The following is a 20,501-nucleotide window of genomic DNA, read 5'->3' as shown; positions in this document are numbered from 1 at the left end:
CGCCGCACACGCCGGATCGGCGTCACGGACGCGGCTCGCGGATGCCACCGATGCTCGCATACCGGGGTGAGCTGGTCTTTCCCCGGATACTGGCATGCCGCTTGACGCCACACGCGGCACACGCGTGTAATTACAACTGTGTAGTTACGCCTTTCACATGCTGGGTATTGAGGAAGGTGTTCAAAAGGGGGGCTCCGTTGCGGGGCGGGCGGGCTATCAGCAGGAGGTGTGCAGTGACCGATCTGGTCATGGCACAGATGCTCGGCGCGGAAGAGCTGGGATGGCAAGAGCGCGCCCTGTGCGCGCAGACGGATCCGGAGGCGTTTTTTCCAGAGAAGGGCGGTTCCACGCGCGAGGCGAAGAAGGTGTGCCGGTCCTGCGAAGTGCGGGCCGAGTGCCTTGAGTACGCCTTGCAGCATGACGAGAGGTTCGGCATCTGGGGGGGATTGTCCGAGCGGGAACGGCGCAGGATCAAGCGAGAGGCCGGCTGAGCCGGCCCGGCGGGCGCCGATCCTTCGGCGCCGCCGGTGGTGACGACGTCACGAGCGACGCCGCGAGATCACGGTCACGGCCGCCGGCCGTGGGCAGGGGAGCCCACAGCCGCCGACCGGGCGAGGGGACGTGGTCGGCGGGGCGGACGCCGTGGCGCCGGCGCTGGTATGCCTGAAAGCGACGGGCGCCGACCGGATTGACGGACTGGCGGACTCCGCGTACCCGAGGTGCCGTATCGTGATCGGCGCAAAGCCACACGAGCCCCCAAGGACACCCTCTCCGTGCAACCGCCGCGTCCATCGGTCACAGCGATCGTCGTCTCCCATGACGGCGCACGCTGGTTGAAAGAGACGCTGCAGGGGGTTCTGCACCAGACGCGCCCCCTCGACCGGGTCGTCGGCGTGGACAACGGCAGCCGCGACGGCGGCGCCAAGATGCTCACCGAGGCGTTCGGCCCGAACGCCGTCCTCACCATGCCCCGCTCCACCGGGTTCGGCGAGGCGGTCGCGGCGGTACTCGAACGCCTGCCGCGCACCGGCGGCGAAGAGTGGATCTGGCTGCTGCACGACGACTGCGTGCCCGACAGGCGGGCACTGGAGGCCCTGCTCTGGGCCGCCGCGGCGGACAAGAAGGCCACCATTCTCGGCCCCAAGCTGCGCGACTGGCTCGACCGCCGCATCCTGCTCGAGATAGGCGTGACCGTCGACCGTTCCGGCCGCCGCGACACCGGGCTGGAGCCGCGCGAGTACGACCAGGGCCAGCACGACGGCGTGCACGAGGTGCTGGCGGTGTCCACGGCCGGCATGCTCATCCGCCGCGACGTGTGGGACCGGCTCGGCGGGCTCGACGCCGCGCTGCCCATGTTCCGCGACGACCTCGACCTGTGCTGGCGCGCCACCGCCGCCGGCCACCGCGTGCTGTGCGTCACCGACGCGGTCGCCTGGCACGCCGAGGCGGCGACGCGGCGCAGGCGGCGCATGGCGGTGAGCGACGTCCACCCGCGCAGGCTCGACCGGCGCAACGCCATGTTCGTGATCATGGCGAACCTGCCGTTCCGGTCGATGCTGTGGTCAATGGCGCGCAACCTCGTCGTCTCGCTGTTCCGCACCCTGTTGCTGTTGCTGGCCAAGCAGCCGGCCAACGCCCTGGACGAGGTGGCGGCGTTCGCCTCCGTCATCGGCGGCCCGCGCCGCCTGCTCAGGGCGCGCAAAGCTAGGAGGCAGGGCAGGAAACAGGGATACCCCAAGGTCAAACGGCTGTTCACGCCGTCGGGCATGGCGTTTCGCCGGCTGACCGACATGGTGCAGGGCTACCTGTCGGGGTCGGGGCCGATCGACTCCGCGGGCCGCCACCACGCGGTGATCTCCGAGCCGTCCCGCGAGGACGACGGCGAAGAGCTGCTGACCGACGCCGGGCTGATGCAGCGTGTCTTCGGCAACCCCGGCGTGCTGCTGTGCCTCGCGCTGGTGGCCGTCACGGTGGCCGCCGAGCGGTCGCTGCTGTACGGCGGCCTGCTCGGCGGGGGCGCGCTCGTGCCGGTCGCGGGCGGCGCCTCCGACCTGTGGGCGTTCTACACCTCCGGCTACCACGCCGCGGGCCTTGGCTCCGACGGCTGGGCCCCGCCGTACGTGGCCGTCCTGGCCGCCCTGTCGACGCTCTTCTTCGGCAAGACGTGGCTGGCGGTCTCGGTGCTGCTGCTCGGCTGCGTTCCGCTCGCCGGCCTGTCGGCGTACGTCGCGACCCGGTCGATGATCTCCCATCCGCTGGCCCGGGTCTGGCTGGCCGCCTCCTACGCGCTGCTGCCGGTGGCGACCGGCGCCGTCGCGGCCGGGCGGCTCGGCACGGCGATGGTCTTCGTCCTGCTCCCCGCCTACGCCGCCTTCGCCGCCAGGGTCATCACGGGCGAGCGCCGCAGTGCGCGCCGGGCCGCGTGGGCGCTCGGCCTGTTGCTCGCGGTGGGCACCGCGTTCGCCCCCCTGGTGTACGTCCTGGTCGCGGTGCTCGGCGGCCTGGCCGCGGTCTCGTTCGGCGGGGTGAGGCGCGGGGTGGGCCTCTCGCTCGGCATCGCGATGGCCGTGCCCATCGTGCTGCTGTTCCCGTGGCTGCTGCAGCTCGCCGCCGACCCCGGGCGCGTCCTGCTCGAAGCGGGCCTGCACCGGCCCGGCCTGGTCGACCCCCGGCTGCCGCCGGCGGCCCTGCTGCTGCTCAGCCCGGGCGGCCCCGGAGTGCCGCCGATCTGGGTGACCGGCGGTCTGATCGCCGCCGCGCTGGCCGCCCTGCTGTTCCGCCGCCACCAAATGGTGGTGGTCGTCGGCTGGGGCGTCACCGTCTTCGGCGTCCTGGTGGCCACCGTGGCGGCCCGCGTCCCGGTCGACGGCGCCCCCGCCTGGCCGGGCGTGCCGCTGGCCTTCGCCGCCACCGGTCTCATCGTCGCCGCCGCGCTCACCGGCCACCGCGTCATCGAGCTGCACCGGGCGGGCGGACTGCGCCGCGTGGTCGCCGTCCTCATGGTCATGGTGGCCTGTGTCTCACCCGTCCTGGTGGCGGGCCTGTGGGTCAAGGACGGCGTGGGCGGGCCGCTGCGGCGCGGCGTGCCCAGCGTGATCACCGACTTCGTCGCGGCGGCCTCGACGCGGGGCGAGAGCACGGTCGTGCTCCGCTCGGGCGCGGGCGGCCTGCTGAGCTTCACCATCCTGCGCGGGCGCACCCCGCTGATCGGCGAGACCGAGCTCCCGGTCCCCGCCACCACGCGCCGCCGGCTGTCGGACGTCCTGGCGGGCGTCATCTCCGGCCGCGGCGGGGACGACGCCGTCGCGCTGGCCGCCTACGGGGTCCGCTTCGTCGTCGTCCCCGGTCCCGTGGACGCCGGGGTCCGCCGCTCTCTGGACGCCGACCCGGCGCTCGCGCGGATGAACCTCTCGCCGGACGGCGGGCTGTGGCGGATGGTCCAGCCGCTCGGGCGGGCCTACCTGATGGCGCCCGACGGCCGGCGCACCCCGGTCGAGTACACCGGCACGCCCGGCGGCGGGATGACGGTCACCGTCCCGCCCGGGCCCGCCCAGCGCGTCCTGGTGCTGGCCGAGCCCGCCGGAGGGTGGACGGCCGCCGCCGGCGGCGCCTCGCTCGCGGCGCGCACCGTCGACGGGTGGGCGCAGGGTTTCGAGGCCCCCGCCGCCGGTGGACGCGTCACCGTGGCCTACGGAGCCTTCTGGCACGACGTATGGCTGTGGGCGCAGCTCGCCCTGGTCGTCCTGGTCCTCATCCTGGCCTCGCCCGGCGCCCGCGGCGCCGAGACCGTCGAGGAGTACGCCGAGCCCGCGGTCGAGCGCGAACCCCAGGAGGTGCTGGTCCGGTGAGGGCGCTGATCGAGAACCGGTTCGGGTTCCTCGCGCTGGTGCTGATAGCCCTCGGGGCCCTGTTCGGCGTGGCGTTCGTCACCCGCCAGGGCGTCGCGCCCGTCCCGGTCCCTCCGCCCGGCAGGGTCGCCGTGGAGTCGGTCTCCACCGTCTGCCCCGACCCGGCGGGCGCGCGCGTCAGCGCGATCACCCCGCCGGGCGGCAAGGGCGACGGGGTGGCCACGGTCGCGGAGGTCACCGAGCCCGGTGGCAAGGCCCCCTCCGTCACGCGGCTCGAAGGGCCCGGCGTGCTGTGGCAGCGTGAGGCGCCGGCCAAGTCCGGCCCGTTGGAGGTCTCCGGCAGCGGCGCGATGGCCGCCGGCCTGGAGGCCGCGCAGACCACCCGGCGGCTCAAGGGCACGGCGCGCGGCCTGGCCGGGGTGCGGTGCGCCGAGCCCGGCGCGGGGGCGTGGTTCGTCGGCCCCGGCCCCGCCGCCGCCGACGTGGTGCTCTACCTGGCCAACGCCGACGCCGCCGACGCCATCGCCGAGGTCCTGGTCTACGCCGGCGAGGGTCCGGTCGTGAGCGACCGCGGCAACAGCCTGGTGCTCAAGCCGGGCGAGCACCGCACCGTGCACCTGCGCGACCTCGCGCCCTCGCCGCTGGTCATGGCCATCGAGGTGCGCACCATCAGCGGCCGGGTGGCCGCCTCGGCGCGGGCGGTGCTCGGCAAGGGCAAGGGCGCCGACTGGCTTCCCGCCGCGGCGGCGCCGGCCAGGACGGTCGTGGTCCCGGGCATCCCGGGCGGCGGCGGCCGGCGCGAGCTGTACGTCACGGCCCCCGGCGAGACCGACACCGTCGTGCACGTCAAAGCCCTGACCGCCGACGCCTTCTTCGCCATGAAGAACCGCGAGTCGCTGGACGTGCCCGCCGGGTCCACCGCCTCGCTCGACGTGTCCACGGGCATCGGCGGCCAGCCGGCGGCGATGGTGCTCACCGCGGACGTCCCGATCGTGGCCGGGGTCATGGCCACCGGCACGGGGAGCAAACCGGACGTCGCGTTCACGGCGGGGGCCCCGGCCATCGAGTTCGGCAGCGTGGTGGCCGACAACCGGGGCGGCAAGGACGTCTCGTCCCGCCTGATCCTCTCGGCGCCCGGCGCGCGGGCCGAGGTGCGCGTCCAGGTGCTGCCCAAGCGCGGCGCCGCGCCCCCTCCGGTGGACGTCGAGATCCCCGCCGCGCGCACCAAGGAGATCAAGCTCGCCCCGCCGGGCGGCGGCGACTTCAGCGTCGTGGTGACGCCGCAGCCGAAGTCGGGACCGGTGTACGGGGGCAGGGTGCTGGACGAGCGCACCCCCGACGGGTTGCTGCTCACCGCCCAGCCTCTCGCACTGGCGCGCACCTGGGTGATCGCCCCGCCGGTCCAGGAGTCCTCCGACGTGGTCCTGCCCGACCGCCCGGCTCCGCCTTCCACCGGCGGCGACTGACGCCTCGCGGCGCCCGCCGATGACGCCGTCCGGGACAGCACCCGTCAGGGCCGGCACCCGTCCGGGCCGGCGCCCGGTCGCGGGGCCCGGTCGCAGGGCTCTGTCGTGGCCCTCGGTCGCCCGGGGCGGTGGTCAGTGGCGGTCGTCGTAGCCGGGGTCGACGGTCTCGGGGGACAGGCCGAGGAGGCTGGCCACCTGCTCGACGACCACGTCGTGCACGAGCGCGCCCAGCGTGTCGCGGTCGCGGGCGCGGGCCTCCAGCGGGCGGCGGTAGACCACCACGACCGCCGGGGAGCCGGCGACGGCGGGCTCGGCCCGGCCGAAGGGGATGGGGTCGGAGGACAGCCGGCCCGGCCCGTCGACGAGCTCGTCGGCGGGGGGCACGTCCTCCACCGCGAACTCGACCGCCGAGAGCTGGCCGCCCCATTTCGGCTTGAGCCGGTCGACGGCGTCCAGCACGAAATCGTCGAAGCGCTCGCTCCGGGAGCGCGCGATGGGCACGTGCGACGGGGCGAGCGGACCTCGCATGCCGCGGCCGTGCCGATCGCGCCGCCGCGGGCCGTTGGGGCGGGGCGTGCCGCCAGGGTCCGGACTCACATAGCCAAGCCTAGATCGTGCCTCCCGGATCCCGTGCCGACTCCCTGTGCGTCCGGGTGGCGTATCCCCGGACGGGCACCGGAGCGTGCCGTTTCCCAAGGACATGCCAGGTGGCGATATGACGCCCGTAAACGGCGGGTAAGTGTCCGAAATGTGGCGACACGCTCGTTAAGAGCTGCCGGGTGGTGGCAATGTGAACGCGGACCGGATACGGTCCCTCCGTGAGCCCCGTCCGCAGCTGTTCCCGTACCGCCTGCAGGCAGCCTGCCGTCTTCACACTCACGTACGTCTACGCCGACTCGACCGCCGTGCTCGGCCCGCTGGCGACGTACGTCGAACCACACTGCTACGACCTGTGCGCGGACCACGCGGAGCGGCTGACCGCCCCCCGCGGGTGGGAGGTCGTCCGGCTGCCGTCGGAGGCCGGTCAGCCGACCACCGACGACCTGGAGGCCCTGGCCAACGCCGTGCGCGAGGCCGCGCGCCCCACGCCGTCCTCGGGCGAGCCGGTCGGGCAGGGGGTCGAGGTGGGCCGCCGCGGCCACCTGAGGGTGCTGCGCTCGGCGCAGCAGCAGAACCTCGAGCGCTGAGGCTCCCCCCGCGGCCTCCCGCGCCGCCACGAGGACGCCAGGACCGCGACCGGTGTTGCGCCCGTCACTCACGGGTCACCCGGGTCCGGCGGGGTCGCTCCGGGGCTCTCAGGTTCGTCGAAGACCACCATGGGACGCAGTAGGCTCGACCGAAAAGACATGACTAGGTGCGGAGCGGCAGTGGGCGACCTCGCCAAGATCTTCAAGGCGTACGACATCCGCGGCGTCGTGCCGGATGAGCTCGACGAGGCGGCCGCCGAGGCCGTGGGCGCGGCCTTCGCCGAGGTCGTCGGCGCCGCCGCCGTGGTCGTCGCCCGCGACATGCGCCCCTCCTCCCTCCCGCTGTCGGCCGCCTTCGCCCGGGGGGTCACCGGCCGGGGCGCCGACGTGGTCGACGCCGGCCTCGGCTCCACCGATCTGCTGTACTACGCCAGCGGCAGCCTCGGCCTGCCCGGCGCGATGTTCACCGCCAGCCACAACCCGGCCCGCTACAACGGCATGAAGCTCTGCCGGGCGGGCGCCGTCCCGGTGGGCGCCGACACCGGCCTGACCGCCGTGCGCGACCGCGCCGCCGAGATCCTCGCCGCCGGGCGAGGCGCCGGCGCCGCCTCCGTCCCGGCCGCCGGGAAGCTCACCTCGCGCGACCTGCTGGCCGGGTACGCCGCCCACCTGCGCGGGCTGGTCGACCTGTCGGGCGTCCGGCCGCTGAAGGTCGTCGTGGACGCCGGCAACGGCATGGGCGGGCACACCGTCCCGGCGGTGCTCGACGGCCTGCCGGTCGAGCTGACCCCGCTGTACTTCGAGCTCGACGGCACCTTCCCCAACCACGAGGCCAACCCGATCGAGCCCGACAACCTGCGCGACCTGCAGAAGGCCGTCCTGGACAAGGGCGCGGACCTCGGCCTGGCCTTCGACGGCGACGCCGACCGGTGCTGGGTCGTCGACGAGCGCGGAGAGTCGGTGCCGCCCTCGGCGATCACCGCCCTGGTCGCGGCCCGCGAGCTCGCCAGGCACCCGGGCGCCACGGTGATCCACAACCTGATCACCTCCAGGGCCGTGCCCGAGATCATCGCCGAGCACGGCGGCGTCCCGGTGCGCACCCGCGTCGGCCACTCCTACATCAAGGCCGAGATGGCCCGCACCGGCGCGGTCTTCGGCGGCGAGCACTCCGCGCACTACTACTTCCGCGACTTCTGGTTCGCCGACTCCGGCATGCTGGCCGCGCTGCACGTGCTGGCCGCGCTCGGCGAGCAGCGGCGCCCGCTGTCGGAGCTCCTCGAGCGCTACGCCCGCTACGCCGCCTCCGGCGAGATCAACAGCACCGTCCCCGACCAGGCCGCCGCGACGGCCCGGGTGCGCGCGGCGTTCGCCGGCCGCGACGGCGCGTCGGTGGACGAGCTCGACGGGCTGACCGTGTCGGGGCCCGACTGGTGGTTCAATCTTCGTCCGTCCAACACAGAGCCGCTTCTCCGGTTGAACGCCGAGGCGGCCGACGAGAAGCTGATGGCGGCGGTCCGGGACGAGGTCCTCGCCGTCGTGAGGAGTGCACCGTGAAGATCGATGACTGGCTGCTGGACATCCTGGCCTGCCCCGCGTGCAAATCGCCGCTGAACGCCGTTCCTGAGAGCGACGAGCTGGCGTGCAGCTCCGAGACCTGCGGGCTGGTCTATCCCGTCCGCGACGACATCCCCGTGCTTCTGGTGGACGAGGCGCGCAAGGCGTGAGCTCCTTCGAGCCCGAGCGGCTGGACGACGCGGCGTTCCTGACCGAGGGCGACCCGTCGGGCATGCTTCCGGCGATCGCCTCCTCCGGCGCGCAGGTGCGCACCTCGCACCGCACGGCGCTGGAGGCCGGCGTCTCGCGGCTGTCGCGCGGCGACCGGCCCCGGGCGGTCGTCGTGGCGGGCATGGGCTCCTCCGCCCTGGCGGGCGACATGCTCGCCGCCGTGTGCGGGGGCGGGGTGCCGATCCCCATCGTGACCGTCAGCTCTTACCGGCTGCCGGGCTGGGTGGGCGCCGCCGACCTGGTCATCGCGGTGTCGTCCTCCGGCGCCACCGAGGAGACCCGGACGCTCGCGCTGGAGGCCGTCCGCCGCGGCTGCCGCCTGCTGACGGTGAGCCGCCCGCGCTCGCCGCTGGCGGCGATCGCCGAGCAGGCGTCCGGGCTGCACGTGCCGATCGCCCCGGTGGCCGGCGCCTTCCCGCCCGACAGGGCGAGCCTGTGGGCGCTGACCATGCCGCTGGTCGCCGTCGCGGCGGAGCTCGGGCTGGTCGAGGCCGGTCCGGAGGTGGTGGAGGCCGCCGCCGCGCGCCTTGAGGACATCGCCCACCGCTGCCGCCCGTCCAGCGAGTCGTTCATCAACCCGGGCAAGACCCTGGCGATGGAGCTCGCCGGCACCATCCCCATGGTGTGGGGCACCTCGCCGGTGACCGGCGCGGTCGCGCACCGGCTGGTGTCGCAGCTCGCCAAGAACGCCAAGTATCCCGCGATCCACGGTGAGATTCCCGGCGCGGTCCACGACCAGGTGGCGGTGGTCGAGGGCCCGCTCGCCGAGCGCGACATCTTCGGCGACGGCGCCTCCCTGGCTCTGCGGCTAGTCGTGCTGCGCGATATGGATGAGCATCCGCAGGTGAGCAAGAAGCGCGTCCTGGCGGTGCGCATGGCCGAGCAGAGGGGTGTTCCGGTCACCGAGATCACCGCCGAGGGCGTCCATCCCCTGGAAAGGCTGGCCTCGCTGGTGGGGCTGGTCGACTACGGGACTGTTTACCTGGCCCTGGGGTACGGTGTCGATCCGGCCCAGGTGGCGACCGTCGCGGAACTTAAAGCCCGAGTTACCCCATAAGATCTGCGATGACCGCTTCACCGGGCGGGTAGGTGCACGGTTTCGACGGGATGGGTGGAGACTGCGGGTGAGCGCGGGCGGCGGTACCAAGGCGATCATCGCGGCGCTGGGGGCGAACCTGGCGATCGCGGCATCGAAGTTCGTGGCGTTCCTGTTCACGGGGTCGTCGTCGATGCTCGCCGAGTCGGTGCACTCGGTCGCCGACTCCGGCAATCAGGCGCTGCTGCTGCTCGGCAACCGGCGGTCCCGGAAGCGCGAGAACCGCAAGCACCCGTTCGGCTACGGCCGTGAGCGCTACTTCTACGCCTTCGTGGTCGCGGTCGTGCTGTTCACGATCGGCGCGGTGTTCTCGCTGTACGAGGGCATCGAGAAGATCGCCCACCCGCATGACGTCGAGTCGCCGATCTGGGCGTTCGGCGTCCTGATCTTCGCGATCGCCGCCGAGGGGTTCTCCTTCCGCACCGCGATCATGGAGTCGCTGCCGCTCAAGGGCGAGCAGTCGTGGTTCACGTTCATCCGCCGCGCCAAGGCCCCCGAGCTTCCCGTCGTGCTCCTTGAGGACCTCGGCGCGCTGCTCGGCCTGCTGTTCGCGCTGTTCGGCGTGGCCATGGCCGTGGTCACCGGCAACGGCGTGTGGGACGGCGTGGGCACGCTCATGATCGGCCTGCTGCTCGCGGTCATCGCGGTCGTCCTGGCCGTCGAGACCAAGTCGCTGCTCATCGGCGAGAGCGCCGCCCCCGAGATCGAAGACCGCATCTGCGACGCGCTCGAGAGCGCCCCCGAGGTCAGCCGGGTCATCCACCTGCGCACCCTGCACATGGGTCCCGAGGAACTGCTGGTCGCCGCCAAGATCGCCGTGGAGCACGACGACACGGCGGCCGACGTGGCCAAGGGCATCGACGAGGCCGAGCGGCGCGTCCGGGAGGCCGTGCCGATCGCCAAGATGATCTACCTGGAGCCCGACCTCTACCGCAAGGAGGAGGCCCCCCGCTCCCCCCTGGACCCCTCCGCCTCCGAGCCGGCCGCCCCCGCCAAGGCGGACCGCGCCTGACCGGCGACCTGTCCCGCCGTCCCGCCGCGCGCTTTTCGCACGCCTCGGCGCGAACGTGAAGCCGGCTAACCGGCCTGGACACGCTCGGACGCCGGGGCGTGAAGTATCGCGGGGATGACGATGAAATCGACGATTTCCGTGATCGCGTCCTCACTCGGTGGCAGACCGTACAGCACGACCTCGTTGCGAACGAGGTCGAACGGAAGTTTGACCACTCGCGAAGGCAGACGGACGGCGGGGATCTCGTCCCGCTCGATCGCACGCCGGACGATGGTCGCGACCTGCCCTCCCTGAGCCCTGGAGGCCAGCCGGGCGCGTAAAGCGCGGGCGGCTTCCGGATCACGGGCGGTCTCGACGGCCATGCCGGCCAGGACCTCGCCGTGCACAGAGCCGAGTAGCCGGGCGACATGCTCCATCATGGCGAGCAGGTCGGTCCGCAGCCCGCCGGTGTCCGGTGGCTCGGTGTCCACGGGTGCGGCGTGGTCGAGGGCCGCGAGCGCGAGTTGCGCTCGGGTGGGCCAACGGCGGTGGATCACCGGCCGGCTGGTGCCCGCTCTGGCGGCCACGGCCTCCATCGTCAGTTTGGCGTATCCCATCTGAGTCAGCAGCTCCCAGGTGGCATCGAGGATGGCCCGCTCCAGCCGTTCTCCTCGTCGTCGGCTCATCTCACACTCCTTTTAGATGCGTTGCGCATCTTACCGAGAACGGCGTACGTTAGATGCAGTCCGCATCTTATCTGGCGCACCCGAACCGGAGGCATGATGGCCACGCACGAGAACGGCGTCCTGGATCTAGCCGGCGCCCGCATCCACTATGAGGTCCGTGGCTCAGGTCCCGCGCTCTTGCTGATCCCCGGGAGCAACGGCGACGCCGGCCTCTTCGATGCCATGGCCGATCGGCTCGCCGACCGCTACATGGTCATCAGTTACGACCGCAGGGGCTTCTCCCGCAGCCCCGCCCACGAGGAGCCGGCAGGGTGGATCGAGACGCACGTCGAAGACGCGCGCCATCTGATCGACGGCGTCGCCGGGGGACCGGCCCGCGTGTTCGGCACCAGCGCGGGAGCCGTCATCGGACTCGCTCTCATCGGCCGGTATCCCAAGCAGGTCAGCAGACTCGTGGCGCACGAACCTCCCCTCCTGGAGGTGCTGCCGGACGCCCCGCGGTGGCGAGCCTTCTTCGAGGATGTCGTCGCCACCCATCAGAGCCAGGGCGCGGACGCGGCGATGCGGCAGTTCATGACCGGTATCGGGATGGGCGAGGCTCGGTGGCCGGCCGATCTCGACCCGGAGCTGCTCGGCCGCATGGCCGGAGTCGCGCACACCGTTCTGACCCAAGAAGTCCCCAACGCTCCCAGCCACCGCCCGGACCTCGCCGCGCTCGACGCGCAGCACGCTCGCATAGTCCTCGCGGGAGGCCGCGACTCCCGTGCCCACTTCCCCTACCAGCCGGCCGTCGTGCTCGCGGCCCGATGGAACCAGCAGGTGATCGATTTCCCCGGGGACCACCTCGGCTACTGGTCCTGTCCCGCCGAGTTCGCCGTCACCCTGACCGACGCCATGGCCATGTGACCCTGCCCGGCCGAACCCACTGTCCTCTGGCAGGCGGCGTCGGCACGATCCGGAGGAAACACGTCAGGGTTCCAGGTCGAACCAGACTGTTCGCCCTTGCCCTTCCTGCCGCCACCCCCATGCCGTGGGCAACTCCCGGACCAGCCACAGGCCACGTCCGCCTTCACTGAACGGGCCCACTTGGGCGGGAACCTGGGGGATGGTGCGGTCGGAGCCTTCGTCGGTGACCTCGACCCGAACCCTTCGACCGTTGTCGTACACGCGCAGCCTCACCATGCCCGCCGATCGGCCGATCTGGCCCGTGCGGTGCGGCCGCTCGTCGCCGACCTGCGCGTCGAACCGCTCAGCGACGATCCCGACCTGTGGGGCCACCTGTGACCGGCTGATCAGACGCGGTGGTACGGTCATCTACCTGGAGCCCGATCTCTACCGCAAGGACGAGGCCCCCCGCTCCCCGGTCGACCCCTCCGCCTCCGAGCCGGCCGCCCCCGCTCCGGCCGACCACGCCTGATCCGGGCCGAGGTCCTCTCCTTCGCGCGCTGGATGCGACCCCACCCGGCCGGCGTTCTCCCGAGGACTCGCTCGGCCCCCGTCGAACGGATGCGGATTTCCAGCCGTGGGCGGATGCCACATGATCAGATGAGGCGATACCGTCCCATCATGGAATGGGCTGGATGGCGGCGCGGTGGAAGGGGCCTCACCGACGCGGTGGTGGCGGTCGTTGTCGCGCTGCTCATCCGATACGCCATCGTCGATCCGCCGGGGCCGTCGTCACCGTGGTCCGGGTGGTCGGCCTGGCCGGTGGCGGCGGTCCTGAGCTTTCCGATCGCCCTCCGGCGGCGCCGGCCGCGGGCCATGCTCGCCGTCGCGTGCGCGGCGGGCACGGGGGTGACCATTGCCGGCGCCGTCGCGGCGGGCGCGATCTGGCTGACCTTCGTGCCGACCGCGCTCGTGCTGTACCTGGTGGCAGCGACCGCCTCGATCGTCTGGTCGGCGGCGGGCCTGGCGGTCTGCGTGTCCGCCGCGGTGACCGCGATCCTGGTCTACTACGTGCAGGTGTTCCCCGGTCTCGCGCTAGCGGCGACGCCCAGCGAGATGCCTGCGGCCTGGCCGATCGAGATCGGTACGATCGGTGTGCTCTTGACCGTCGCGTGGGCCCTCGGAACGGTCGTGCGCTGGAAGCGGGACACGACCGCCCGCCTCGTCCGCCACCTCGCCGACGCCGCGGTGACCGACGAGCGCAGGCGCATCGCCAGGGAACTGCACGACATCATCGGCCACAGCATGAGCCTGATCGCCGTCAAGGCCACCGTCGCCAACCACGTCGCCGACGCCCGCCCGCAGGAGGTCCGCGCCGCGCTGGCCGTCATCGAGGAGACCAGCCGCAGCACGCTCACCGAGATCCACCGGGTGCTCGGCCTGCTGCGGTCCGACGGCGATCCTCAGCAGGACCCCGTGCCCGCGCCCGGCATGGCGGACCTGCCCGGGCTGGCCGCCCACGCCCGCTCGGCCGGAGTCGAGGTGGAGCTGACCGTCCGTGAGGAGGCCGCCTTGCCCGCCGCCGTCGCGGTGTCGGTGTACCGGATCGTGCAGCAGGCTCTGACCAACGTCGTCACCCACGTGGGGCCGGCCCGCTGCGCGGTCACCGTGGACGTCGACGGGCGGGAGGCCGTGATCGAGGTCGTCGACGACGGTCCCCGCCACGGCCGGCCGCCGCGGGCGGGCCACGGCGGCCACGGCGGACACGGCGGACACGGACAGCACGGCGGACACGGCCTGATCGGCATGCGGGAACGGACGAAGATGTACGGAGGCACGTTCGATTCGGGGCCCCGGCCCGAAGGAGGCTTTCGCGTGTCGGCTCGACTGCCCTACGCCCCGGACGGCGCCGCGGCATGAGCATCGACGACACGGGCATCGACGACGCGAGCATCGGCGCCGCTCCGCACGACTCGTCCCCGCCCGTCCGGGTCCTGCTGGTCGAGGACCAGATCCTGATCCGCGACAGCCTCAAGGTCCTCATCGACGCCGCACCAGGGCTGGCCGCCGTAGGCGAGGCGGGCACGGGCGCCGAAGCCGTGCGCCTGGCCCGCCGGCACCGGCCCGACGTCGTCCTGATGGACGTGCGCATGCCGGACATGGACGGCATCGAGGCGACCCGGCGTATCTGCGCCGACCCCGCCTGCTCCGGCGTGCTCGTACTGATCCTCACCACGTTCGACCTGGACGAATACGTCTACGCGTCGCTGCGGGCGGGTGCGAGCGGCTTCATGCTCAAGAGCGCCACGGCGGCCGAACTGCTGGCCGCCATCCGGGTCGTCGCCTCCGGTGAGGCGCTGCTCGCGCCCACCGTCACCCGCCGGCTCATCACCGAGTTCCTGCAGGGCTCTCATCCCGCACAGGTCGTGCGGGGCCTCGACGAGGTCACCCGGCGCGAGCGCGAGGTGCTCACCCTCATCGGCAGGGGCATGTCCAACGCCGAGATCGCCGAGCACCTGTGCCTCACCATCGGCACGGTCAAGACCCATGTCGGCCGTCTCCTGGCCAAACTGGGGGCCAGGGACCGTGCCCAGCTCGTCATCGCCGCCTACGAAGGCGGCCTCATCACCAACCCGGACGGCCGCCGGTGACGGTCCGCCCTTCTCCGAACGAGGGCACGCCTCCGCACGTTCATCGGGTGCGGATGCCGGTACCGGTGAGGTGGGTTCCCGGCTCATCGGCGTAGCACTGGTCCGGATCGTCATCCTCTCGGACCAAAGGCCGACATGAGGATGTGCACGGCGATGAGGGCGACGACCCAGATCATGGCGCGCCTGGTCGGTGGGGGGCCGCCGCGCAGCAGCGAGATGCCCAGGGGGATGAAGGCGACGCAGAGGCCGCCCACGGCGATGAAGGACTGCGGTTCGGTGCCTTTGAGCGTCCCGAGCGCGAGCGCTGACATCAGGCCGAGTGCGATCGAACGGCCCAGCCCCAGGGCGCCGGAGCGGTAGGCGCCGATGGCCAGCACGACCCAACCGAAGAAGGCCGGCCCGGACATGGACCTGAACGGATGCCAGACGGTGTCCCGCCATGCCACGTAGTAGCCGTCGATGCCCTTGAGCATGGTCTGCAGGCCGAGGCTGTCGGTCAGGTGGAAGGCCAGGTGATCGGTGCCGAACTGGAAGGTCCTGGTGAACAGGCCGACGATCACCAGGCAACCGCCCCACAGTCCCCACAGCGGGGCGGTGACGGCGATCCGCTGTGCCAGCGTCATGACCGCCGGCCACAGCAGCACGAACCCGCCGGCGAAGCAGGCGTAGGCGGCGGTGATGAGGGCGGGGTGCTGGGTGTAGGCGACGAGCTGATAAGGGACGAAGTAGTAGAACTGGGAACGCAACAGAGTCCCGGTCATGATCAGGATGGGACCGGCGATCAGCGAGATGGCGCTCACCCACCGGCCGGGGAACGGGGGTTGGCGGTCCAGATTGGCAGCGGCGTTGGCGGCCCGCCGGTCCGCGCCGGTCTGCCGCCACCGCGTGAAGTGCCCGCGAAGATCAATGCTCATGGATTGCTGCCCGTCTTGTCCGTGTCGGTACGCCCGGACCGGTATGTCGGGGCACAGCAGCATGGTGCTGGGCGAGGCAGTGGGCGCGCGTCCGGCTCGGGTCGCATCTTGACGGGCGGGCGCGAGCGGGTGTGCGACCTCAGACGGACGCGCGTGTCCGACCGTGGGCAGATGCCGGGTGAGTGCGAGGTCTCCAGCTGGTCAGCGGCCGTGGCGTAGCAGGCGGAGGGCCTTCTCCTTTTCGAAGTCGAGGGCCCTGCGAGGGGCCTGGATGCGGCCGACGCGCAGGCCGAGGTCGCGGACGGCCTGGGCGACGGCGGGCTCGCTGAGCACGCGCAGGCCGAAGGCCAGTTCGGCGGGGGAGACGTCGAAGCGCCGCTCCAGGTCCATCGCCTGGGTGACGGCCGCCAGCTCCTCGGGGCCGAAGCGGCGGTGGGAGCCCTTCTCGCGGGTCGGCGGCAGCAGGCCGAGCGCCTCGCGGTAACGGAGCATCCGCGGGGACATTCCCAGTCGTTTCGCCGCCTCGGTGATGCGCATGGGGCCAATTCTCACATAATTGTGTCAGGTTCGCAGATCTGGGGATGCGTTGGGGTCCGCGGGGCTCTTAAACTCGCAGAGACGCACAATGACCGGGTTGAGGGGAAGACACCATGGACTTCAAGGTCGCCGACCTTGCGCTGGCCGATTTCGGCCGCAGAGAGATCCAGCTCGCCGAGCATGAGATGCCGGGCCTGATGGCGGTCCGCCGCGAGTACGCCGAGACTCGCCCGCTGGCCGGAGCCAAGATCATGGGCTCCCTCCACATGACCATCCAGACCGCCGTGCTGATCGAGACGCTGGTCGCGCTCGGCGCCGACGTGCGCTGGGTGAGCTGCAACATCTTCTCCACCCAGGACCACGCCGCCGCCGCGGTCGTCGTCGGCCCCGAGGGCACCACCGACGCCCCCAAGGGCGTGCCGGTGTTCGCCTGGAAGGGCGAGACGCTGGAGGAGTACTGGTGGTGCACCGACCAGGCGCTGCGCTGGCCCGACGGCACCGGCCCGAACATGATCCTGGACGACGGCGGCGACGCCACCCTGCTGGTGCACAAGGGCGCCGAGTACGAGAAGGCCGGCGCCGTCCCCTCGCCCGCCGAGGAGGACCCCGAGGAGTGGAAGATCATCCTCGACCTCCTGCGCCGCACGGTGACCGACGAGGGCCGGTGGACCACGGTCGCCGCGGGCATCAAGGGCGTCACCGAGGAGACCACCACCGGCGTCCACCGCCTGTACGAGATGTTCAAGGCCGGCACGCTGCTCTTCCCGGCGATCAACGTCAACGACTCGGTCACCAAGAGCAAGTTCGACAACAAGTACGGCTGCCGCCACAGCGTCATCGACGGCCTCAACCGCGCCACCGACGTCCTCATCGGCGGCAAGGTCGCCGTGGTCTGCGGCTACGGCGACGTGGGCAAGGGCTGCGCCGACGCGCTGCGCGGCCAGGGCGCCCGGGTCATCGTCACCGAGATCGACCCCATCTGCGCCCTCCAGGCCGCGATGGACGGCTTCCAGGTCACCACGCTGGAGGACGTCGTCGGCATCGCCGACATCTTCGTGACCACCACCGGCAACTTCGACATCATCACGGCCGGCCACATGGGCCGGATGAAGCACAACGCGATCGTCTCCAACATCGGCCACTTCGACAACGAGATCGACATGGCCGGCCTGGCGAAGACCCCCGGCATCGTGAAGACCGAGGTCAAGCCGCAGGTCCACACCTGGACCTTCCCCGACGGGCACCAGATCATCGTGCTGGCCGAGGGCCGCCTGATGAACCTCGGCTGCGCCACCGGCCACCCGAGCTTCGTGATGTCCAACTCCTTCACCAACCAGGTGATCGCGCAGATCGAGCTGTTCACCAAGACCGAGCAGTACCCGATCGGCGTCTACGTCCTGCCCAAGCACCTGGACGAGAAGGTCGCGCGGCTCCACCTCGACGCGCTCGGCGTCAAGCTCACCACGCTGAGCAAGGCCCAGGCCGAGTACATCGGCGTGGACATCGAGGGCCCGTACAAGCCGGACCACTACCGCTACTGATCGACGATCATGGCAGGGTCCCCGCGCGGTCCGCGCGGGGACCCTTCGCCACATGAGCACAGGGGGGACCGTGGACGTCGCGGACGCGCCGCTCGCCGAGGCGGGGGAGCGGCGCATCGACTGGGCGCTGCGCTCCATGCCCGTGCTGCGCGCCATCGGGGCGCGCTTCAGCCAGACCCGCCCTCTGGAGGGGCTGAAGGTCGCCGCGTGCCTGCACGTGACCGCCGAGACGGCGGTGCTCGTCGGCGCGCTCAAGGCGGGCGGGGCCGAGATCGCGCTGGCGGCCTCCAACCCGCTGTCCACGCAGAACGACGTCGCGGCGGCGCTCGCCTCCTACGGGGTGGAGGTGCACGCCCGGGCCGGGGTGGACCGCGAGACCTACTACCGGCACATCCACGAGGCGCTGGACATCGCCCCCGACCTGGTGCTGGACGACGGCTGCGACCTGGTCAACATCCTGCACACCGAGCGCGTCGAGCTGCTGGAAGGCGTCTCGGGCGGCTGCGAGGAGACCACGACCGGCATCATCCGGCTGCGGCAGATGGCGGCCGAGCAGGCGCTGCGCTTCCCGATGGTCGCCGTCAACGACACCCGCACCAAGCGGATGTTCGACAACCGCTACGGCACCGGCCAGTCCACGCTCGACGGCATCATGCGGGCCACCAACGTCCTGCTCGCGGGGCGCACGGTCGTCGTCGCCGGGTTCGGCTACTGCGGGCGCGGCGTCGCCGAGCGGGCCAGGGGCCAGGGGGCGCGGGTCATCGTCACCGAGATCGACCCGGTCAAGGCCCTGGACGCCGCCCTGCAGGGGTATGAGGTGCTGCCGATGGCCGACGCGGCCAGGGCGGGCGACCTGTTCATCACCGTCACCGGCAACCGCGACGTCATCCGGGGCGAGCACCTGGCCGAGATGCGGGACGGCGCCATCCTGGCCAACGCCGGCCACTTCGACGTCGAGATCGACGTGCGGGCCCTGGAGGGCATGGCGCAGGACGTGAACTTCGGCGTACGGCCCTACACCGACGAGTACGTCCTCTCCGACGGCAGGCGCCTGCTGCTGCTCGCCGAGGGCCGTCTGGTCAACCTGACGGCCGCCGAGGGGCATCCCGCCGCTGTCATGGACATGTCGTTCTCCGCCCAGGCGCTCGCCGTCGCCTGGCTGGCCGGAGAGCGGTCCCGGCTCGCCCCGGGGGTGTACGACGTGCCGGCGGAGATCGACACCGAGGTGGCGCGGCTCAAGCTCGGCGCGGCCGGCATCGAGATCGACGCGCTCACCGCCGTCCAGGCCGACTACCTCAGCTCCTGGCGGGTCGGCTCCTGAAGAGGGACGAGCGAGCCGCCGACGCCGGCGCGCGTCCCGGTCACCGCCCGGGCCGGTGAGGGCGGCCCGCCGAACAGCTCCGGCACCTGCGTGGTCTGCCGGACGAGCAGCTCGGCGACGTCGCCGACCTGGCCGCGGCGGCGGTGGGCGGCCCGCTGGCGTTCCGCGCCCGAGCCGCTGCGCCGCATGCGGCGCAGCGCGGCCGTGACCGGCGCGAGGTCGCCGGCCGCCGCCAGGGCCGGGCGCACGGTCTCCACCAGCCGTTCGGCGAGCGTCCACGCCGGGACGACCCGGCCGGTGATCGGGTCGTAGACCGCGCCCTCCATGCCGTCGCGGGCCGAGCGCCAGTACGCGGCGCACAACAGCGTGTGGTCGACCGGCGGGCCCGGGACGCCCCGGCGCACCTCGACGAGCGCGGTCGCGGCCAGGGCCCGGACCAGCGCGGCCAGCAGGACGGCCTCCTCCACCGTGGCGCAGGTGTCGGCCGACCGGAACTCCAGGGTCGGCAGGTGGTGGGAGAGCCTGATCAGCCAGTACACCATGCCCCGGTCGAGGATCGCCCCGCTGGCCCGCAGACCCCGCAGCAGGCCGTCATAGTGGCCGGCCGACAGGAAGTACGGCGGGGGACCGGCGCTCGGCCAGCGCGCCCACAACATCGCCCGCCAGCTCGCGTAGCCGGTGTCCTCGCCGTCGGTGATGGGGGAGTTGGCGGTCAGCGCCTGCAGGAGCGGCAGCCAGGGCCGCACGTGGTTGCTGACCCCCACGGCCTCCTCGCGGTCGGCGACGCCGACGTGGACGTGGCACCCGCACACCCCCTGGCCGTACAGCAGGGCGCGGAACTGCTCGTACATGCGCCGGTAGCGCGGTGCGGCGCTGAGCGGGGGCATGCCGCCGCAGCCGACCAGGCACGTCCCGCACGCCGACAGCGCGGCTCCCGCGTCCGACGCGGCGGCGGAGACGAGGGCGCGCAGCCGCAGCAGGTCGGCGGCGAGCGCCCGCAGGTCGGTGTGGACGGCGCTGTTGGTCTCGACCTGGCACCTGGTCAGCTCCGGCACGACCCGGCAGGCGGCCAGCCCGCCGAGGCGGCGCAGCACCTGTCCCGCGGCGGGCCGCAGGCGCCCGCTGCGCGGGTCGATCAGCAGGAACTCCTCCTCCATGCCCATGGTCAGCAAGGGGGGCGGGATGTTCCGGCGCGAGGTCGTGGACGGCGTCGGTTTCACTGCTCCACCTCATTCGGGTGCATCCCCGGAGGAAGCAGACGTTCAAATGTACCGATGCCCGTACCAATAGTCCGGAAACCGGGTTTACTTCCTGCTTCCCATCCCTGGGAGCACCTTTGAATGCAGCCGCTACCGCGACGTTCGCGCAGCTCAGAGGGCTATGAGCGGGTTGTTCGGCGATTGTGTCGCAATTCGCTGATATTTCACGACCGAACCGGCATCACTTATGGATCGCTCATCGCCATCGGTTGCGTAACCGGCCTCGACAGCCGGCCCGGAAAGTGGGTTCCTTCAATCAGAGCGGCCCTCGATCTGCACCAAGCGCCTCATCCCCGAGCACCCATCCCAGCCGCAAGGCAGGGCGCCAGCCTAC

20 protein-coding genes are annotated in these 20,501 nt (G+C 72.3%); 14 read left to right on the top strand and 6 right to left on the bottom strand.

Annotated elements, in window-relative coordinates; all coding sequences use genetic code 11:
• The first annotated feature begins 248 nt into the window (after nt 1–248).
• The 3 genes from ABZU32_RS25100 (at nt 249) to ABZU32_RS25090 (ending at nt 5,314) form a co-directional block, all read left to right on the top strand.
• On the top strand, nt 249–491 hold the full coding sequence (locus ABZU32_RS25100) for a WhiB family transcriptional regulator (protein WP_184889896.1): 243 nt from the start codon (nt 249–251) through the stop codon (nt 489–491).
• A gap of 282 nt (nt 492–773) precedes the next feature.
• Nucleotides 774–3,848 (top strand): glycosyltransferase family 2 protein, encoded by a 3,075-nt coding sequence (locus ABZU32_RS25095; protein ID WP_354925620.1) that lies wholly within the window; start codon nt 774–776, stop codon nt 3,846–3,848.
• Nucleotides 3,845–5,314, top strand: a complete 1,470-nt coding sequence (locus ABZU32_RS25090; RefSeq protein WP_354925617.1) for a DUF5719 family protein — start codon at nt 3,845–3,847, stop codon at nt 5,312–5,314. The genes ABZU32_RS25095 and ABZU32_RS25090 overlap by 4 nt, the downstream gene beginning before the upstream one ends.
• Nucleotides 5,315–5,446: 132 nt before the next feature.
• Here ABZU32_RS25090 and ABZU32_RS25085 read toward each other — a convergent pair whose 3' ends face one another.
• Nucleotides 5,447–5,842, bottom strand: a complete 396-nt coding sequence (locus ABZU32_RS25085) for a metallopeptidase family protein (protein WP_354837601.1) — start codon at nt 5,840–5,842, stop codon at nt 5,447–5,449.
• Nucleotides 5,843–6,132: 290 nt separating this feature from the next.
• Here ABZU32_RS25085 and ABZU32_RS25080 point away from each other — a divergent pair, with 290 nt between their 5' ends.
• The 5 genes from ABZU32_RS25080 (at nt 6,133) to ABZU32_RS25060 (ending at nt 10,394) form a co-directional block, all read left to right on the top strand.
• Nucleotides 6,133–6,501, top strand: coding sequence for a DUF3499 domain-containing protein (locus ABZU32_RS25080; protein ID WP_354837025.1), 369 nt, complete (start codon nt 6,133–6,135; stop codon nt 6,499–6,501).
• A gap of 180 nt (nt 6,502–6,681) precedes the next feature.
• Complete coding sequence (locus ABZU32_RS25075; protein ID WP_354925614.1) at nt 6,682–8,055, top strand: phosphomannomutase/phosphoglucomutase; 1,374 nt, start codon at nt 6,682–6,684, stop codon at nt 8,053–8,055.
• Nucleotides 8,052–8,225, top strand: a complete 174-nt coding sequence (locus ABZU32_RS25070; RefSeq protein WP_354837021.1) for a Trm112 family protein — start codon at nt 8,052–8,054, stop codon at nt 8,223–8,225. The genes ABZU32_RS25075 and ABZU32_RS25070 overlap by 4 nt, the downstream gene beginning before the upstream one ends.
• Nucleotides 8,222–9,343: an SIS domain-containing protein gene (locus tag ABZU32_RS25065; protein WP_354925611.1), complete on the top strand. Its 1,122-nt coding sequence runs from the start codon at nt 8,222–8,224 to the stop codon at nt 9,341–9,343. Before ABZU32_RS25070 ends, ABZU32_RS25065 begins: the two co-directional genes overlap by 4 nt.
• A gap of 67 nt (nt 9,344–9,410) precedes the next feature.
• Entirely contained in the window at nt 9,411–10,394 is a 984-nt protein-coding gene (locus tag ABZU32_RS25060) for a cation diffusion facilitator family transporter (RefSeq protein WP_354925608.1), read from the top strand.
• A 65-nt stretch (nt 10,395–10,459) separates the two neighbouring features.
• On the opposite strand, the gene ABZU32_RS25055 is transcribed toward ABZU32_RS25060, so the two are convergent.
• The gene (locus ABZU32_RS25055; protein ID WP_354925605.1) at nt 10,460–11,059 is read right to left on the bottom strand and encodes a TetR/AcrR family transcriptional regulator; all 600 of its coding nucleotides are present in this window, start codon (nt 11,057–11,059) and stop codon (nt 10,460–10,462) included.
• 93 nt (nt 11,060–11,152) lie between these two features.
• Here ABZU32_RS25055 and ABZU32_RS25050 point away from each other — a divergent pair, with 93 nt between their 5' ends.
• Nucleotides 11,153–11,965 (top strand): alpha/beta hydrolase, encoded by an 813-nt coding sequence (locus ABZU32_RS25050; protein ID WP_354925602.1) that lies wholly within the window; start codon nt 11,153–11,155, stop codon nt 11,963–11,965.
• A gap of 63 nt (nt 11,966–12,028) precedes the next feature.
• On the opposite strand, the gene ABZU32_RS25045 is transcribed toward ABZU32_RS25050, so the two are convergent.
• The gene (locus tag ABZU32_RS25045; protein ID WP_354925762.1) at nt 12,029–12,241 is read right to left on the bottom strand and encodes an ATP-binding protein; all 213 of its coding nucleotides are present in this window, start codon (nt 12,239–12,241) and stop codon (nt 12,029–12,031) included.
• On the opposite strand from ABZU32_RS25045, the gene ABZU32_RS25040 reads away from it, so the two are divergent.
• The 3 genes from ABZU32_RS25040 (at nt 12,189) to ABZU32_RS25030 (ending at nt 14,595) form a co-directional block, all read left to right on the top strand.
• The gene (locus ABZU32_RS25040; RefSeq protein WP_354925768.1) at nt 12,189–12,476 is read left to right on the top strand and encodes a hypothetical protein; all 288 of its coding nucleotides are present in this window, start codon (nt 12,189–12,191) and stop codon (nt 12,474–12,476) included. The genes ABZU32_RS25045 and ABZU32_RS25040 overlap by 53 nt on opposite strands.
• Before the next feature lie 149 nt (nt 12,477–12,625).
• Nucleotides 12,626–13,864, top strand: a complete 1,239-nt coding sequence (locus tag ABZU32_RS25035; RefSeq protein ID WP_354925599.1) for a histidine kinase — start codon at nt 12,626–12,628, stop codon at nt 13,862–13,864.
• The gene (locus ABZU32_RS25030; protein WP_354925596.1) at nt 13,861–14,595 is read left to right on the top strand and encodes a response regulator transcription factor; all 735 of its coding nucleotides are present in this window, start codon (nt 13,861–13,863) and stop codon (nt 14,593–14,595) included. The genes ABZU32_RS25035 and ABZU32_RS25030 overlap by 4 nt, the downstream gene beginning before the upstream one ends.
• Before the next feature lie 110 nt (nt 14,596–14,705).
• On the opposite strand, the gene ABZU32_RS25025 is transcribed toward ABZU32_RS25030, so the two are convergent.
• Nucleotides 14,706–15,509 carry a hypothetical protein gene (locus tag ABZU32_RS25025; protein ID WP_354925593.1) on the bottom strand — a complete coding sequence of 268 codons (804 nt, stop codon included), beginning with the start codon at nt 15,507–15,509 and terminating at the stop codon, nt 14,706–14,708.
• A gap of 201 nt (nt 15,510–15,710) precedes the next feature.
• A complete protein-coding gene (locus tag ABZU32_RS25020) occupies nt 15,711–16,046 on the bottom strand; it encodes a MerR family DNA-binding transcriptional regulator (RefSeq protein WP_354837004.1) in 336 nt (111 codons plus the stop codon).
• A 113-nt stretch (nt 16,047–16,159) separates the two neighbouring features.
• Here ABZU32_RS25020 and ahcY point away from each other — a divergent pair, with 113 nt between their 5' ends.
• Both ahcY and ABZU32_RS25010 read left to right on the top strand, forming a co-directional pair.
• Nucleotides 16,160–17,587, top strand: a complete 1,428-nt coding sequence (ahcY, locus tag ABZU32_RS25015; RefSeq protein ID WP_354925590.1) for an adenosylhomocysteinase — start codon at nt 16,160–16,162, stop codon at nt 17,585–17,587.
• 52 nt (nt 17,588–17,639) lie between these two features.
• On the top strand, nt 17,640–18,908 hold the full coding sequence (locus ABZU32_RS25010; protein WP_354925587.1) for an adenosylhomocysteinase: 1,269 nt from the start codon (nt 17,640–17,642) through the stop codon (nt 18,906–18,908).
• Here ABZU32_RS25010 and ABZU32_RS25005 read toward each other — a convergent pair.
• Nucleotides 18,878–20,128 carry a glutamate--cysteine ligase gene (locus ABZU32_RS25005; RefSeq protein WP_354925584.1) on the bottom strand — a complete coding sequence of 417 codons (1,251 nt, stop codon included), beginning with the start codon at nt 20,126–20,128 and terminating at the stop codon, nt 18,878–18,880. The two genes, ABZU32_RS25010 and ABZU32_RS25005, sit on opposite strands and share 31 nt — an antisense overlap.
• Between the last annotated feature and the right edge of the window lie 373 nt (nt 20,129–20,501).

It is taken from the genome of Sphaerisporangium sp. NPDC005288, from assembly GCF_040607475.1.
GTDB classification, from domain to species: Bacteria; Actinomycetota; Actinomycetes; order Streptosporangiales; family Streptosporangiaceae; genus Sphaerisporangium; species Sphaerisporangium rhizosphaerae.
This window is presented reverse-complemented; position numbering and strand designations above follow the sequence as displayed.